This window comes from Paracoccus suum (assembly GCF_003324675.1).
Taxonomy (GTDB): Bacteria; Pseudomonadota; Alphaproteobacteria; order Rhodobacterales; family Rhodobacteraceae; genus Paracoccus; species Paracoccus suum.
Genome location: NZ_CP030918.1, coordinates 2,149,081 through 2,164,302, shown reverse-complemented (window position 1 = coordinate 2,164,302; position 15,222 = coordinate 2,149,081). Strand labels below are relative to the sequence as shown.

Annotated in this window: 15 protein-coding genes; 1 reads left to right on the top strand and 14 read right to left on the bottom strand. The window is 63.6% G+C overall.

The features are described 5' to 3' along the window. Positions 1–100 precede the first annotated feature (100 nt). On the bottom strand, positions 101–625 hold the full coding sequence (locus tag DRW48_RS10570; RefSeq protein WP_114076397.1) for an SGNH/GDSL hydrolase family protein: 525 nt from the start codon (positions 623–625) through the stop codon (positions 101–103). Then, positions 625–903 (bottom strand): hypothetical protein, encoded by a 279-nt coding sequence (locus DRW48_RS10565; protein WP_114076396.1) that lies wholly within the window; start codon positions 901–903, stop codon positions 625–627. Before DRW48_RS10565 ends, DRW48_RS10570 begins: the two co-directional genes overlap by 1 nt. 94 nt (positions 904–997) lie before the next feature. Between DRW48_RS10565 and DRW48_RS10560 the strand changes: the two genes are divergently transcribed. Then, on the top strand, positions 998–1,972 hold the full coding sequence (locus tag DRW48_RS10560; RefSeq protein WP_114076395.1) for an SGNH/GDSL hydrolase family protein: 975 nt from the start codon (positions 998–1,000) through the stop codon (positions 1,970–1,972). A gap of 20 nt (positions 1,973–1,992) precedes the next feature. Here DRW48_RS10560 and DRW48_RS15970 read toward each other — a convergent pair whose 3' ends face one another. Genes DRW48_RS15970 through DRW48_RS10510 form a run of 12 tightly spaced genes read right to left on the bottom strand, consistent with a single transcriptional unit; the run spans position 1,993 to position 15,145 of the window. Continuing rightward, the gene (locus tag DRW48_RS15970; RefSeq protein ID WP_162784734.1) at positions 1,993–2,142 is read right to left on the bottom strand and encodes a hypothetical protein; all 150 of its coding nucleotides are present in this window, start codon (positions 2,140–2,142) and stop codon (positions 1,993–1,995) included. Then, positions 2,139–4,391, bottom strand: coding sequence for a sulfatase-like hydrolase/transferase (locus DRW48_RS10555; RefSeq protein WP_162784733.1), 2,253 nt, complete (start codon positions 4,389–4,391; stop codon positions 2,139–2,141). The genes DRW48_RS15970 and DRW48_RS10555 overlap by 4 nt, the downstream gene beginning before the upstream one ends. Then, the gene (locus DRW48_RS10550) at positions 4,391–5,179 is read right to left on the bottom strand and encodes a hypothetical protein (protein WP_114076393.1); all 789 of its coding nucleotides are present in this window, start codon (positions 5,177–5,179) and stop codon (positions 4,391–4,393) included. Before DRW48_RS10550 ends, DRW48_RS10555 begins: the two co-directional genes overlap by 1 nt. Before the next feature lie 11 nt (positions 5,180–5,190). Then, on the bottom strand, positions 5,191–7,560 hold the full coding sequence (locus DRW48_RS10545; protein ID WP_114076392.1) for a hypothetical protein: 2,370 nt from the start codon (positions 7,558–7,560) through the stop codon (positions 5,191–5,193). A gap of 14 nt (positions 7,561–7,574) precedes the next feature. After that, on the bottom strand, positions 7,575–9,632 hold the full coding sequence (locus DRW48_RS10540) for a phage tail protein (RefSeq protein WP_114076391.1): 2,058 nt from the start codon (positions 9,630–9,632) through the stop codon (positions 7,575–7,577). Beyond that, positions 9,632–10,006, bottom strand: a complete 375-nt coding sequence (locus DRW48_RS10535) for a DUF6950 family protein (protein ID WP_114076390.1) — start codon at positions 10,004–10,006, stop codon at positions 9,632–9,634. Before DRW48_RS10535 ends, DRW48_RS10540 begins: the two co-directional genes overlap by 1 nt. Continuing rightward, positions 9,991–10,557, bottom strand: coding sequence for a hypothetical protein (locus DRW48_RS10530; RefSeq protein WP_162784732.1), 567 nt, complete (start codon positions 10,555–10,557; stop codon positions 9,991–9,993). The genes DRW48_RS10535 and DRW48_RS10530 overlap by 16 nt, the downstream gene beginning before the upstream one ends. Positions 10,558–10,577: 20 nt before the next feature. Continuing rightward, positions 10,578–11,249 carry a hypothetical protein gene (locus DRW48_RS10525; RefSeq protein ID WP_241963243.1) on the bottom strand — a complete coding sequence of 224 codons (672 nt, stop codon included), beginning with the start codon at positions 11,247–11,249 and terminating at the stop codon, positions 10,578–10,580. Next, positions 11,249–14,134, bottom strand: a complete 2,886-nt coding sequence (locus DRW48_RS10520; protein WP_114076387.1) for a lysozyme family protein — start codon at positions 14,132–14,134, stop codon at positions 11,249–11,251. Before DRW48_RS10520 ends, DRW48_RS10525 begins: the two co-directional genes overlap by 1 nt. Beyond that, on the bottom strand, positions 14,134–14,304 hold the full coding sequence (locus DRW48_RS15965) for a hypothetical protein (protein WP_162784731.1): 171 nt from the start codon (positions 14,302–14,304) through the stop codon (positions 14,134–14,136). Before DRW48_RS15965 ends, DRW48_RS10520 begins: the two co-directional genes overlap by 1 nt. A gap of 29 nt (positions 14,305–14,333) precedes the next feature. Further along, positions 14,334–14,702 (bottom strand): gene transfer agent family protein, encoded by a 369-nt coding sequence (locus DRW48_RS10515; protein WP_114076386.1) that lies wholly within the window; start codon positions 14,700–14,702, stop codon positions 14,334–14,336. After that, a complete protein-coding gene (locus tag DRW48_RS10510; protein WP_114076385.1) occupies positions 14,702–15,145 on the bottom strand; it encodes a phage tail tube protein in 444 nt (147 codons plus the stop codon). The genes DRW48_RS10515 and DRW48_RS10510 overlap by 1 nt, the downstream gene beginning before the upstream one ends. Positions 15,146–15,222 lie beyond the last annotated feature (77 nt).

Sequence of the window (15,222 nt, the reverse complement as noted above, 5' to 3'; positions counted from 1 at the left end):
TCATCCGGCGGGCCGAGCATGTCGCGTTCCGGGCATGAAAAATCCCGCTCGAAGCGGGCGAAGGGCGGCGACTGAGAAGATCAGGGAAGCGGGAAGGCCTTTAGCGGTTGGCTGCGTCCAGGGCCGCGCGGATACGGTCGAACATCGCCTTGTGCCCGATCTCGTTCGGGTGCAGCCCGTCTGCCAGCCACGCGCTGTCGCCCGCGTCCAGCAGCAGCTTGGTGGGCGTGTAGTGGTCGATCATGTCGAGGTTGAAGCGGTTCGCGACCCGCAGGATTGCCGCGCGCGCATCTGCCATGGTGAAGAACTGGGGCGGCACCACGTCAGTCACTGCCGCCGGCGCGGCCTCTGCCCTGCTCGCCCAGTCAGCGGCGGCCCCCTCGGCTTGCGCCGCACGACCCGCAGCATCGACCGCAGCATCCCTCGCAGGGATAACCTGCCCCACTGCGCCCGCAGCGGCATCGCGGGCTGCTACTGCATCCTGTGCCGCCTGCGTGGCCTCTGCGATGTGCCCCTCGATCGTCCCTGCGACCTCAACCGCATGGTCGACCCTTTGCCGGTCCTCTGGCGTCAGGCCACCGGGCGGCCCCTGGCGGGAGACGAGCAATTTAACAATGGCGGTCATCAGCAGCCCCCCTGAACGTTGATCACCAGATCCGCGACATGCTCCCATCCGTCGCGGTCCATCCACACGCCCACGGGGTAAACCCGCGCCGGCAGATCGAGGCTGGACAGGTCAGCGCTGTAGCCCTCCGCGACCTTGGTGCAGGGCAGCGGCACGCACGCGCCGGCCACGGTGAAACGCAACTCCATGGTGCCGGTGACCTGCGCGTCCGCCTCGTCGCGCGGGTCGAGTATCAAGGGCAGCGTGTCGCCCTTCCGGTAGGATAGTGTTTGGGGCATCTTCGGCTCCGAATATGAAAAAGCCCCGTGAAGGCGGGGCCGGTGTCGTGCATGAAGGGCGTCAGGCCGAGCGCAGAAAGCAGGGGCGCGATTAATGAAGATCATCGCCGTCGGTGGGTCGAACACCGTATTTAAGAATGGCTATCTGGGCGACCTGCAGGCGCTGCTACCCGAGGCGGTGTTCGTCAACCGATCGGTCGGTGCTGCCAACTGCAGCATGGGACTGTTCCGTCTGCTCAGCTATCCGGACCTGTCCGAAGGCGACATCGTCGTCTGGGAATACGCGCTGAATGACACCTTCAGCCTGCCGACGCGCGGCGTTGAATGGCACCTGTCAGTCATCGAGCAGACACTCATTCATGCACGGGATCGGGGCTGTCTTTTTTTGCCGGTGATCCTCACCACCCGCGACATCGAGAACAATCAGGAGATCACCCCCTACAGGGCCGCGCTGCACTATCTTTTCCGGGCCTATGGCGTCACTCCGATCGACGCCGCGCAAGAGGCTCACATCGCCTTCAATGTGGCGGTGCTGCCCAAGTCCGACTTCCGTGATCTGTCGCACTACTTGCCCGGCGGACGGGTGTGCAAGCTGATCGCCCAGAAGATGGCCGAGCAGATCGCCAAGGGTCTTGCGCCGGCTGGCACCTTGCCCGCGCCCCTGTTCGCGCGGAAAGGTTACCTGCCCCGCGTGCGAACCGACCTTTCGGGCGGGACAGTGTCAGAGTTCACGAACAGTCTTTTAAGCGTGTGCTATAGGGATACGAGGGGAAACCAGACCGTCACCTTCGATCCGCGCACCCGGTACGGAAGGGTGATAGCTGCAATCACCCTTGTCAGCCCGGGCGGTGGAAAATGCGACGTCATCACGCCTACAGGGGTCGCGGGCGCACTACTTGAACCAAAGGAACCAGTCGCGATGACGCTGCTGAAGTCGATCCTGGGGCATCGCGGCTTCAACAAAATAGGGACCGGCGAAGGCAAGGTTATCCAGTTCGCGCCGCGCGAGAGCACATCGGATGAGCGCCCGCGCGGTGTGGTAGCGGTGCTTACAGAAGAGCCAGCGTGACACGGTTCCGAGGTGCGACCTCAGTCCGTGAGGGTCAGTTGGTAGACCTCGATCGCCTCGCGCATTGCCGCAATCTTCTGATCCCGGCTCGCGGGGTCTTCTCCGATCACCTGCTCGTAGCGGCGGGCACCCGCTAGCAAGGCTTCCCGCTCGCGCTCTTCATAGGTCATGCGACGGTGACTCCCCTGATTGCCGCCTTCACGTTGGCGACGGTTGCTGCCTTGACGAGAAGGCGCTCCAAGCGGGCGCTGACCATGACATCGCTGCCCGAACTGGCCGCCGTGACAGGGCCGATCCCCGACCATGCGGACAGGTCGATGATGTCCCCGACGGCAAAGTCTGTAATGGTGGATTGCTGTTCGTTTCGCAGGATCACGAAGGTGTCGTTTTCGGTGCCTCCGGTCAGCAAATCTGCTCCACCATCCGCAACGAGGGTATCCATTCCTGCGCCGCCGAGCAGAGTGTCATTTCCCGGGCCACCGCTGATGCTGTCGTTGCCGGCATCTCCCCGCAGGCTGTCATTTCCCGCGCCGCCGCGAATGGTATCATTTCCGTCCCCGGCAAAAACGACGTCGTCTCCGCCGTCGCCGGAAATCGCATCGTGCCCACCTGACGTGTCGATTGTGTCGTTTCCCTCGCCACCGCTCACAGTGTCGTTCTTCCATTGCGTGACGATGTGATCGTTGCCGAAGCCGCCGTCGACGTTGGTGGCATTCTCGACGTAGTCATCCCCCGCGCCGGCGCTCACAGTGGCGCTCGCTCCCCAGCCCATGATCAGGCTGTTATCTTCCGAATTGGCGACCAGGCGCGCCAGAGCCTCGGTGCTGCTGCCTGACTTCCAAAAATTCTCCGAGGCGCGAGTGACGCCCTCGATGCCTTCAGGCAGGACAAATTCCACCCCGTCGGTCGGAAGCCACCATAGAATATCCCATCCCTCCCCGAGGTTGCTGCCGGGGCCGAGCAGGTCATGGGAGAAAACGATGTCGTCGCCGCCGCTTCCCTTGAGCTGCTGCTGCGCAGCGTTACCGACCAGCATGGTCGCGCGACGGCGGGCAGCACCGGCGGGTGTGTTGGCGTAGCGCATCCCCCCTTGTTCGGCCATCGCGCGGAGCCGGCTCAGCAGGTTCGCCGTGCGGGTCGGGTTCTGGCCGGCTATGTTCTTGATATTGCGCCAGTCTGTGCTGTCGTTGAAAACCACCGTTTCGCCGGACAGGTACTCCCCAACGCGGTAGCGTGTTCCACCGGCCTGATATGTCCCGTCGTCCGCGCTTTCGAGAAGCGCCGACATGCCGCCGAATACCTCGGTGATGGAGTAGCATTCGCCGATGGCACTGGCCCCCTCGATCAGCGGCCGCAGCGACTTGCCGACAGAACGCGCGGGGGATGGCACCCCAGCATAGTCCAGCACTGTCTGGAACATGTCGTACCAACCGACCGGTTGCTGCACGGTGCGCGCTACGGTCTGCCCTGGCGCTCGATACCAGACCGGCGGGTTTGCCGCCTCCGAGAGCGTCGTCAGCTTGTGCCAATGGAAGTGCGACCCGAGGTGGAACCCGTGATCGGACCAGACCTCAATGACATACTCATCGCCGCGGCGCGCGCACATATCCTCGATCGCCTGGACGAGACGCCCGAAGTTGTTGCTCGTGAAGCTGAGCGCCGCGAAGTAACCCCAAACGGTTCGCTTGAGCTTGTCCGCCTGGGTGACAGGATCAATCACCCCGCCGGGCGCCGCAGCGCGGCCGAGCTCGTATTGCAGGATGTCCTGCGGCAAAGACCACAAGTCGGTGGAGGTGAGATCGGCAGGGATCGTGAAGTCCGAGAGGCTGTAGAGATTGTAGTAGGACTCCGGGACGACGTAATCATCATGCGGCCTGAACAACCCCATGCAGCCCATGAGAGGGCGCGTGCCGCTGTAGTTGCGCAGGAAATCTTCCCACCATAGGACGACCTTCAGGTCGCCATAGTCGGTCGGGTCGTTCAGACTGACCGTGCCGTTGATGCCGCCGTAATCGACGCTAATACCGTCCGCGAGGTCGTCGTTGATCTGGCCTTGGACATAGTCGCAGGCGATCGTGTTGTAGTTTGCCGCCTGGTGGCGGCCGTCGGTGTACTTCCCGACCGAGACAACCTGGAAGCCAGCCTTCCGGCAGAGATACGTGTATGTGTCGGTCGCGCGTGACCGCAGAATAACGCCCGGCTGGTTATAGTTTATGCCGCTCTCCGCCGGCGTGAAGCCGGTAACCTTCGACCAGCGGGACTGCCCGCACACGGGCACCGCGCAAACGGCATTTGGGAAATGCGTGCTCGTTGCCGTGAACGCATCGAGCTCCGGTGTGATCGGCGCGACGCCATACATGGTCCCGAATTTCGGGTAGTTCACCATGTCATCGATCGCGATCGAGAAAACGTGGCGCATTACCAGACCCCGACAGCGGAGTTCGGGTGCATCCTTTGGACGGCAGTCCATGCCGCGGCCGCCTCGGCATCTGTTATCGCCCTGTCCCAAACCGCGAAGAGAGGCGAGTATCCGACAAAGCCGCGGATGATGGCTCCGCCGGCGGCGGGGGCGTCGTCCCGTGCCCAGAGAGATACAAGGCCGGTCTCTGCTGTGGGGGTTGTCGTAGGAGCGATGTCTTTCGCCTTGACCCCGTTGTCGAACGTGCTCAAGCCCGTTCCGTCGGCGCGGTGAAGGGTGCAATGCCACTTGGCCATATCAAGCTTTGACGTCCCGAGACCGGCGGAAATGCCGCCCGGGACTGTCCAGAAGTGCCCGCCGTTCGCAGTCAATCGAACAAAGCTTTCCCCTCCGGTCGTCGAGCCAGTCACCGTGAAAAGGTGATCGTCCACAGTGTCCGTAGCCTCCACTCGCCACACCTGAAGGATCGTGAATTTGCTCGCGCTCTTGAGAGGGACGCGGCCATAGGCTGCGTATGCGGCCGGGAACGAGAACACCTGATCCCCGAGGGCGGTCGACTGCGAGGTCGTGGCCAGAGAGGTGCCCATCGCGGTGACTGCGGTGTTCCCCGCCTCGGGCAGGATGCTGGTGACGCCCCCTGAAGAGTTGCGGATGAGGTAGTCTTCATCGGCAACCCAAAGACCTAGCAGGTCGGGGATCTTTGCGATCTCCTGCACCCAATCAGTGATCGGTAGGGTAACGCCTGGAGGCACGGTAACGCCCTTCAGAGGAATGCCCGTTGTGGCCATGACTAATCCTTTCAGGTGATTTGAAGCCGCCCGGACAGGGCGTAGCGGGTGAGGGTCTGCGTCGAATCGAGCGGGTTGACGGCCGAATAGCCGTCGCAAATAGTTCCGCGCGCGGCGGTGAAGCCGTCGCCTTTGTCGCCGGCCTGCCCCCAGGCGTAGGTGACGTAGCTGCTGCCCGCGGTGACAGTGCCTGATACGGTCAGGAAGGCGGATTTGGCCGCAATGGTCACGTCCGTCACGGTCGCGCCTTCGACAGCGAAACCGGCAACATCAACAGACGCACCGTAGTTGACACTCCGCAGCTTCGACATTGCGTCGAAGTCCACTCGGACGCGGCCGTCGGCCTCGAGGCGCGCCAGGGTCGGGGTCGGGGCGTAATACTGCCCGAGCTTGGCCGTCGCCTCCGCCGCCAGAACCATATGGCCCGCGATGGCCTTCAGGCCAGCGGCTCCGGGGGCATGGGGCGAGCCAGCCGCGAGCGCATACGGATAGAGCGGCGTGACGGGCCACATCTCGACGGTAGGATCGAGGCGCCAAGCCTCAGCCGCCGCTAGGGTTCCCTGGTATGCACCGTCGGTGCGGGTGCCGCTGAACTGCGTATAGAGCGCATACATTGCAGCCGTTTGGCCGGTGATCGATGCGGCCTGCTCCCCGAGCCATTTGACAAAGGCGGACATGGACTGCGCCAGCGAACCAGGCACCCCGGTCTTGTCGCTCGCACCGAAGGTCAGGACGGCATAACGAAGCGCGGCCGCCTCGCCATATTTCGCAACCGCGTTCTTGAATGCGGTGAGCCAGTTGGTGACCGTAGGGCCCTGCCACGTCGACACGGATGCCGTCATGGACAAGGCATCAGCGACATAGGCAGGCATCCGCGCTCGCGCCCTCCACGCCTTCTCGAGGGCTGCAGCAGCAACGGTCTGAGGAAGCGCTAGGGTCGATACAGGGGCGATGTCGCTACCCGAGAGGCCAAGAACATGCCAAGGCCACGGGTTATCGCCGGAACTCTCGGCCGCCCAAGGCTGCCCGACCCCGAGGATACCCATGACGGTGCCATCGCTCTCGGCGATGCTGATTTTCGTCGCAGGTGTGACTGCGTAGCGGCGCGTTTCCCCGCGCAGCTGCGGCGAAGAGTAGCGCGTCACGCTACCACTCACCGCCAGATCCCATGCATCAACATCCGGCCAGGTTCCATTGGTCCCTGTATGCCCGCTCGCCGGGGTATTAGCGGGCGGGGTTCCCGGAGTTGTCTCGCCATCCCAAGCTGTCCTGAACTTGGTGTCGATCCAGAGCAAAGGCTTCTCGTCCTCAGCGCGGTAGGCGATCACGGTGGCCGTTCCGCGCCGGCGGCGGGATTGATTGAACCGCGCCCCGAGGACATCCGGCAGAAGACGGAAAACCGGATCCCCGCTGGCGGTCACAGACATGACCGGCAGTCCGGCACCGTCGGTGAGGAAATCCGTGAGCGATCCGCGCCGCCTTTTGCTGCGCAGAGTGCGTGTGAATTCGGACAGGAAGGCTTCCAGTTCGCCTGTGGGTGTCGCCGCGACGACTGGTTTGCCCGAGGCATCTGAGGCGATGATCCGGTTTCCCCGCTGCCCGGAAAGTCGCGTGATTCGCGTGGCAAGCGCAGGGATGATCTTCCGGCGCTCCTCAGCCTCAGCGACAACAGATGCCACTCGTGCTGTTGCCTCAGCCGAGACCCCCGCAGCGACACGGTCGATGACCTCCTTTGCGGTAACCCCGCCATAGATCATGCGCCAGCCATCGCTGGCCCGCCGGAATGCGTAGAAAAGGTACGCCTTCAGGCCCACGTTCTCGTTGAAATAGTCGCCGTTTTCCTGGCGGAGGTTTCGTGCATCAGAGCCGATCGTCAGGGTAACGTCGCCGGTAGTGGTGGTGACCGGGCTGACAAAACCAATCTGCATGTTGGCCGTGATGCCATCGCCCGTCAGCTGAGCAACGTCCGCCGGGAAGTCGCCTTTGATAGACGCAGACGTACCGACTACCATCCCGGTGACATTCACCAAATTGACCATGCCGACGTTGCGCAAGATCGTCGACAGCGCATTTGCCGCGGGCCAACGGTCGACCACACCCCAATTGGGGAATGTTCCGAAAAGGGGGTCAGCGCTGGACGAACCCGCGCTGCGCAGCGTCATCCAGCCGTCCTCCAGCACAAAAATGTGCCTGAGGTTGCTCGCTAGCTTGTCCTGGCCCAGATCGATGGCGGACTGCCGGGAACCGAAGATTTTACCGCTGCTGAACTCGCCCGCATCAAACGCCGCTCGGATCTGGTCGAACCAAGCGCGCTGATCACCCTTCTGAACGGGGCTTGCCCCCAGCCCCTTGGGCAGAGGGGGGGTGTAGGTAAATGCCATGGTTTCCCTCGTGATCAGGAGATATTGGCGACCAGCACTTCGGCCGATGCCACGTTGCTGGCGTTCTCGGACCGCAACCAATATTTTGCCCCGCCGGTCGGGACGGTGCCGCCGCCAATAGTCACCTCGGCGCCAGTGGCGTAGGTAGTCGCGATCTGAGCGGCCGAAGCGAAAGCGCTATCTGGCTCGCCGCGATAGAGGCTCGTGCGGCTGTAGTTGGCCCCCAGATCGGGCCGGAACGTGACCGAGACCGCCGTCCCGATGCCGCCGGACCAGCTGACCACCGTCGGCGGAGCGGGCGGCGTGCCGTTCGCCACGACCTCGATGTTGTTCACCTCGGTCCATGTGCCCACAATGGCAGTCCCCCAGGATGCCCGGCGGACGCCGAACCGCATGTCGATCGGCTCTCGATCGAACAGGGCCTGCGTGCGCATGACGCCGCCCGCCGTCCCTTCGCGTATCATCTCCGTCCAAGGATCGACCGAGCCTGCGCGGCGATACTGGCCGATGACCGATTCCCCTGCGGGCTGGGTAAATGTGGTCCGGACGTAGGGCGAGCCGAGCCCGGTCACGACGGTTGTCGAGATGATGCTTATGGTTGGCACCACTTTCGGGCCCGGCGTTGCCTTCGCGGCCACTGGTGCGGTGCCTTCCTCAGCAGCCGTCCAATCATCCGCCTCAGGCCGGACGTGCTCGAGCGTCACAGTGACGACCTGATCGCCACCGTTCATGTCGCACTGCCAGCGCCGGATCGCGAACGGCTGGTTGTTGATGCCGATCCGCGGCATGTGCAGATAGACGTTTTCCTCTTCGTAGAGCAGCAGTCCCCAGAAGCGCAGGTTGATGGTGAACCGCCACTTCGGGTTCATCGCCGCCGCGCGCCGCTTGGCGATCCGCCGCGCCTGGCCGTGATGCTGGACAACGGGGAGGTCGATCTCCTTGGGCGCCACCTCGCCATAGCGGGCCAATGCAACCGGGTCCTCCCATGGGTCGGCCGAGGTTTCCTGGTACATATTCTCCGGGCTGGTGAACTTGGGCACCAGCGTCGCCACCACGTCGAGGCCATCGCGGCCCGACCCGCCATCCCAGGAGACAATCTTGTCCTCGGTGATCGTGTAGGTCGGCGGGCGCCACTTCCCGACGCGCATGCCCAGCTTGCCATCCGTGGTCAGGAACAAATGGCCGTCCATACCATCCAGCCAGCGCTGCGCGACGTCCTTGAGCGGCTCGGCCAGTTGGTATCCCCCGCCCCCGAGGTAGCGTGCGCGGGTCGTTCCGCCGGCGGACGGGACGGTCTGGAAACTGTCGGAGACCGCGAGTGCCCATGAGGCATCGTCCATCTCGGAAGGTGCCAGCCAACCATGGTCAGCATGCGTGATGATGTCGTAGAGCTGCCAAGCCAAGTTTAGAGTGTGGGTGGGGGTGCGCCCCGGCGCATTGGCGATGTCGCCGTCGAACTCCACCAGCACCTTTGGCTCGCCGCCGGGGTACACCTCGATCGCATCCTCTGAGGACACGCTCTTGAACTCGGCGAGGATCGTGCCGACCCGCGTCGCCTTGTGGGCAGCCGTCCACTCGGTCACCGCGCTGAGCAGCGACGGATACTGGCCACCGTCAATGAACGAGCCCTTGCCGCTGCGCCAACGCAGGTTGACGTTGCCGCCGTAGTCCGGCACCCGATCCCCAATCCCGCCAGTCACGCCCTCGCTGACGACGGTCACCTCGACGTCGTTCAGCCACCAGCGGCGCACATCCGTCATGCCCCCCTGTGCAATCGCGATCAGCTTGAACAGCACCCGCTTCGAGCCGACCGACCGCCAGTCCCAGAACAGCACGGCACCGCTCGCCCGGTTTGTCCCCAAGTAGCGGACCCGCGGCGCGTCGGACTGGCGCAACTCGTTCTGCAGGTCCTTCGGCTTGGGCCCCTTGGGCGCGAATATCTTCGCGATGGCGGCATTGAACGCGAGCGCCGCCCCCGCTGAAATGAGGGCCGCTCCAATGCCAGTCGCGCTAGCCAGCGCCCCAGACGCCACGGCCGCGTTGATGATCCAAGTGCCTACTACCTGAGGCATCAGCTGCCCCAGATCGCGAGGGCAGGCATGTTGGCCTCCCCCATGCCGGCCAGCGATTTCACCGCCCACCCGTTCTCAGTGCGGATCGCGGCGGTTTCTCGGCCGTCAATCATCACCACCCCCACGTCACCGGGCCTGGCCTCGGTCCACTCGACCAGGAAGCCCATGAAGGGGCGTATCGTTTCCAGCAGCCCGCCTGCCGTCAGGGCCTCGGCCTCGTCCTGCGTGCTGTAGCGCCCCCGGAACGATGCCGCCGGGTCCTGTCCCCACCGCTCGGCGCACCAGTCGGCCACCCAGAGCGTGCAGTCGCACTCGCCCCAGACAAATGGGCGATCCCATGTCCGGGCCAAATAAGCGTTCAGCCCTTCAGCCATCCGGTAATCACCTTGTCTTTGAGCGAGGCCACGAACTGCATCGCCTTGTCGCCGGGGTAGCGGGCCTGTTGGTCGCGGTCGGTATATTCGCCAAGCGGGGTCCAGTTGCGCCGGGCGAGGTTGCTCTCGACACGGATCGTCAGGCCCGCCTGCGCCACGCTCTCCGCAGGCTTGATGTCGGCGATCCATCCAGTGTGCATGACGATGGCCGGGCCAACTGCGGCGCCGTCCAAGAGCAACTGCACTGCATAGGTCGCCTTGGCCGCCCGCCATTCTGCCTCGTCATGCAGGGCCGCGATCATCAGCGAGGCGAACTCGCCGGGGGTGTCCGGCCCCAGCGACGTCACCCGATAGATGGCAGGTTCCGCGTCGAGCACCGCGCCGCGATTGATTGCTCCGGCTTCCAGCCACCCGAACGCCGGCTGATAGGTCTCGCCGCCGATGGTCCGCGCAATCACGTCATCCACCAAGCGGAAGGTCTGGCTCTTGAACGCGACAGTGAACAGGCGCCGCACCTCGACCATCTCGCGGTTGCTGTCGAGCAGGTCCACCTGCGCAGGGGTGAAGGCCATTACCGGTCGAATGCCTCAATGAGGGTAAGGGTCGTTTGACCGCCCCAGCGCATCAGCTCGCGCGACCTCCGGCCCTCGTCGTCCGTGGCAAACCGGCCATAAAATACAGGGGGGTCGGTTTGGATTACCTGTCCTGCCGGGATCGCTTGCCGCAAAGGAGGCTCGAAATAGATATCGTTTCCGCCCGCAGAAGTGACCCGATACAGGAACCCGTTGATAGAAAACATGTCGCCGAGGCGCAGTGCCGGCCTGACAGGTTGGGTCAACTTGAATGTCAGAAACCGCGAGCCGACGCCGGCCGCGTTCACGACCGTCATGGGCTGGCTTGCGGTGCCGTCGACCCACCCTGTCCCATCGCTGAAATACGTCCCGTCTGACCACGGCTGCTGCAGTGGCGACACTTTCGCGCCGTATCGGTAAGGATCGCAGAGCGGGATCGCGGCGACGTTCTGTCGGCCGCGCATCCGCGAGATATACGCCTCGAACGCCTTGAGCCGCTCCCCGTCGAACTCCCGGCTGAGCGTCAGGGAAATCTCCCACCACGACGCTGTGCTGGTCAGGACCTGCTCCACGCCATTCAGCGACACCCCGCCTGACCGGCTGATGTTGCGGATGAAGAACGAGCCCTCGACCGGGCGCAGAAGCCCGGCGGGCCATACGATCACTGCCATCAGGCATACCGCGCGTTGAATTCAGGCATGCTCTGTCGCAGCATCGGAACGAACTCGCGATGCATGAACTCCGCCATCTGGCGCTTGGCCATGTCGAGGTCCGTCTGAGACACGGCGCCATTGGCATGGATGACCGGCGCGAAAGTGATCGTGTTGCTGCTCCTGCCGCCCAGCCTGTGGTTCGGAATGACGGTGCCTGGCAGTCGGGGAACGATCAGCTCAGGACCGCGCTCGCCGACGACGTAGGGCGCACCGGCGTTAATCGGGCCGCCGCTGGCCCTGAAGCCAATCGCACCGCGCAACGCCTGCGAAAGGGCGTCGTTGCCGCGCACAGCCCCGCCGCCGCCAAACATCGAGAACAGCCCGGACAGTAGCCCGCCGCCCCCGCTGGACATCGGTCCCTGACCGAACAACGCCGCTTGAAGCGCCGCCTTGGCAATGTCCTGAGCGATGCTCTTCAGCATATCGGAGAAACTCGCGCCGGCGACTATAGCATCGACCAAACCGTCCTGGAACTTCCTCTGCTCGCCGTTCCAGAACTCCTGTGTCTCGGCCGCTTTCTGCTGCGCCGACTGCACTTGCTGGTCGATGATGATCTGCTGTTTCTTGCCCTCGCCAAGCGCCTCGATCGCCTGTTTGTAGGTCATGCTGCCATCGGTCATCATGGCGTCGAGGCTCACCTGCCGACGCTTGGCCTCCTCCATCAGCGCGAAGATCGTCAGTTGCTTCTGCATCTCGCCGTTGACCTCGGCGATGGCCGCGGCTTTGTCCGCTTCGGACAGATTGCTCGCATTGATCCGCGCCACCGCGTCGGCGCGTTTCTTCTCTTCCTCGGCCTGTTTCTGCTGCGTGACGTAGGAGGACGAAAGCTGCTCCGCATACTGCGTGACCTGATCGGCAAGTTGCTTTCGCCTCTGGATTTCCTCGTCCAGATCCTTCTTTCGCTTCGCTGCCACCTCGGGGTCGATCAAGGGGGTCGATTGCGCACCCATAGCGCGCTCGATGATCGGGTCGCCCACATTATGCAGGCTGGTCCATTCGTTCCGCAGGCCGGGCAAGCCCTGTCCGCGACGCCGGCGGATCAGTTGGTCCGCCATGCGGTCCTGCATGTTCTGGTCGTACAGCTCGTTCCCGGTCAGCCCGAGTTCCTTGATCAGGCTCTCGAGCGTCTGGCCCACGATCTGGTAAGCCCCGAGAGCCGAGGACCCCTTGCCGTTGCCGTATTTGGCCCGGTTCGCCGGGTTCGCTAGCATCTGGTTCTGAAGCGCGCGGACCTCATTCAACGTCATGTTGATCAGGTCTTTGGGACCGCCGGTCCACTGGCCGTTGTCGAGGGTGGCGTTATAGTTGCCACCGCTCTCCTTCAGCTTGATCAGCTCGCGCAGGCTCTGATTGGCCGCCTCCACCTCTTTGGCGACGGTCGCCATCTCGGTCGCAAAGGGCGCGCCCATGTTCGCCAGCTTGTCGCTGAGCGCGCTCAGGCCATTGGAGGCAGATGCCCCGAGGGTCGAGTTGATGGCCTTCGCCATCTGCGCGAACACTTCATCGCTCACTCGGCCTAGCTCGCGCGTCTTTTCGATCTGAACGTCGATGTTCAGCGCGACCTCTTCGAGCTGGGCGACGAGCGCGGTGTTGCCGCTCTTGCGTGCCTTTTCGAGTTGCTCGTCAACGACGCCCTTCTGCCGCGCCAGGTCCATTAGTTCGCGGGTCTTCCCAGCGAACTTGTCAATGATCTTCTGCGTCTCGCCCATCACAGCAGCAACCTGCCGCTCGGCTTGGGTGCGGATTGCGCCGGCCTCGACGACGAGAGTGTTGAGGTTTTCCATCTGGCCTTCGGTAAGCTTGGCGTTTCCGGCAATGTCGGACAGAACAATCTGAAGGTTGGCGGCTTCCTTCGCATAGGCGGACGCGCTGTTGGCCGTGGCGAGCCGCTTCATGGCTTGGCTCAAGGCCTCGACCTGAGGGACGGTCGCCCCGGTCTTTTCGCGCAGGTTATCCATCGCATCGGCCTGCTGCGCGATACTGGCAGCCTCGATTTCGGTGTATCCCGATCCCGTCCACACCTTCACAGGCTGTGGGCTCGTGTCGTAGCCAACCGATTGTCCGACTTTCTTTGCTGCACCCGAGAGATCGTTCTCCGCGCGGATGCGCGCGAACATGGCCTGCGCTTGATCTGCTCGCGCGATTTCATCAGCGAGGCCACCGAAAGCAGTCTGCAATTCATAAATCGGACGGGAGGCGTTCTCCGCAGATGCAACCATGTCATCGGTCGATGTCGTGAGAGCCTTCAGGCTCTCCTCAAGCGTGTCGGTGTCGCGCACGAGACCTATAAGAGCGCGGCCGACCGGGATCAGGATGGCGGCTGCCGTCCCCATGCCAATCCCCAGCGCGCCAAAGCCTGACAGAAGCTGAGGCAACTGTTGCGCAAGGGCTTGGCTGGCGGACGTACCAGCCCCCACTTGAACCGCAAAGTCTTGCACCTGGAAACCAAGGTTGCGGAAGCCGTCTGCCCCGCCTTGCGCGCGCGCGGTGGTTTTCTGGATGATCCCGGCAGCCGTCCCCATCTCGACGGTCGCGCGCTTCATGTGCTCAGCGTAAAGACGGCTACCGATGGCGCCGTTCTTCAGTGCGAGATTGAGCCTCTGGACCTCGGCCTCATATTTCTTCGTGGCGACGTAGACCGGGTCATAGGCGCGCTTGAGCGCGTCCAATTCACGCGCGTGCGCCCGGGCGGCCTGGCTGTTCGATACGGCCCCCGTCGAGTCCTGAAACGCCTTCTGCGCCGCTTCACCTGCCGCCTTGTACTTGCTGACGACCTGCTGCACCGAAGCAGCTAGCTTGGACGCGGAAAAGCCGACGTCTAGGACGAGATCAGGTTCAGCCATCAGAATCCCTCAATTCCCATCGCGCGCAATTGCGCCTCGGTCAGGCTGTCCGCCGATGTGTTGCTGCCCGAGCCGGGCTTGAAGCCATTGGCGCGGCTGTACACGTCCCACGACGCCGCCAGTTCCCAGAGGCTGCAAAGTCCGGTCTGACAAGGTCCCCAGCCCATCACGGCCCCGATCCCGTACAGCTGGCTAAACCTTAGCTTTCCTCGGGGGTTGTCTCCGGCGTCTCTTCGCTCGCCAGCGTCTGCTTTCCCGGCATATCGTCCAGCGGGCCATAGAGCGCGGCCGTAAGGACCTGGAGGGCCGGCACCTTGAACGAGATCAGCGGGTGCCGGTCGAGTGCGTTGCCGACGAGCCGCGCTGCCTCGCTGTCGCCCATACCGCCGCCGATCAGGCCGAACCGCAAGGTCTCGAAAATCTCGGTCGCCAACCACTGACCCGATTGAAGCCGGAAAAGGAGCCACTCTGGGCCGGCGTCCGTTTTCTGTTGCAAGCCCTCAAGCTGGGCGAGCGCCAGGCGGAAAGGATGCTCCCCGCCCGGCCATGTCATGGTGAGCGCGAGCATCAGACTTTCGCCACGCGCTCAGGGGTTCCGTCGAAGGCGACTTCAATGTTCGCGGTGACCTTTTGTCCCTTGACCCGAGCGTGGTTCAGAGACGTGAGGAAGGCAGGGCCCTGCTCGTACTGCGGGTCGCCGGTCAGGGTGGCGGCATGGCCGACGCGGACCATCTTGGTCGCGCCCGTGTAGAACCAGTCCATCATCGTCTTGTGCGACTGCTGCGCCCAAGCACCGTCCGCCGAAACGGTCACATCCACCGACCGCAGCGCGCGGTCGACCTTGAGGGGCAGGCTTTCGTCCGCGCAGTCTGCGGGAACCTCGCTGGTCTCAAACTGCGCTCCGCGGGTGATGGTCACGCCGATCATGCCGCAGAGTTTGGTCCATACAGTTCCATCTTCGCTGACTTCGAGCGTCATTTGCTCGAAACGTTCCGTGACCGGAGCCACCATTTTGCAACCCTCCTTTGGGCATAAAAAAAACCGCCATTCCGGGCGGTGCGGTTTGGCCCCGGTTGGGGATTACGGCT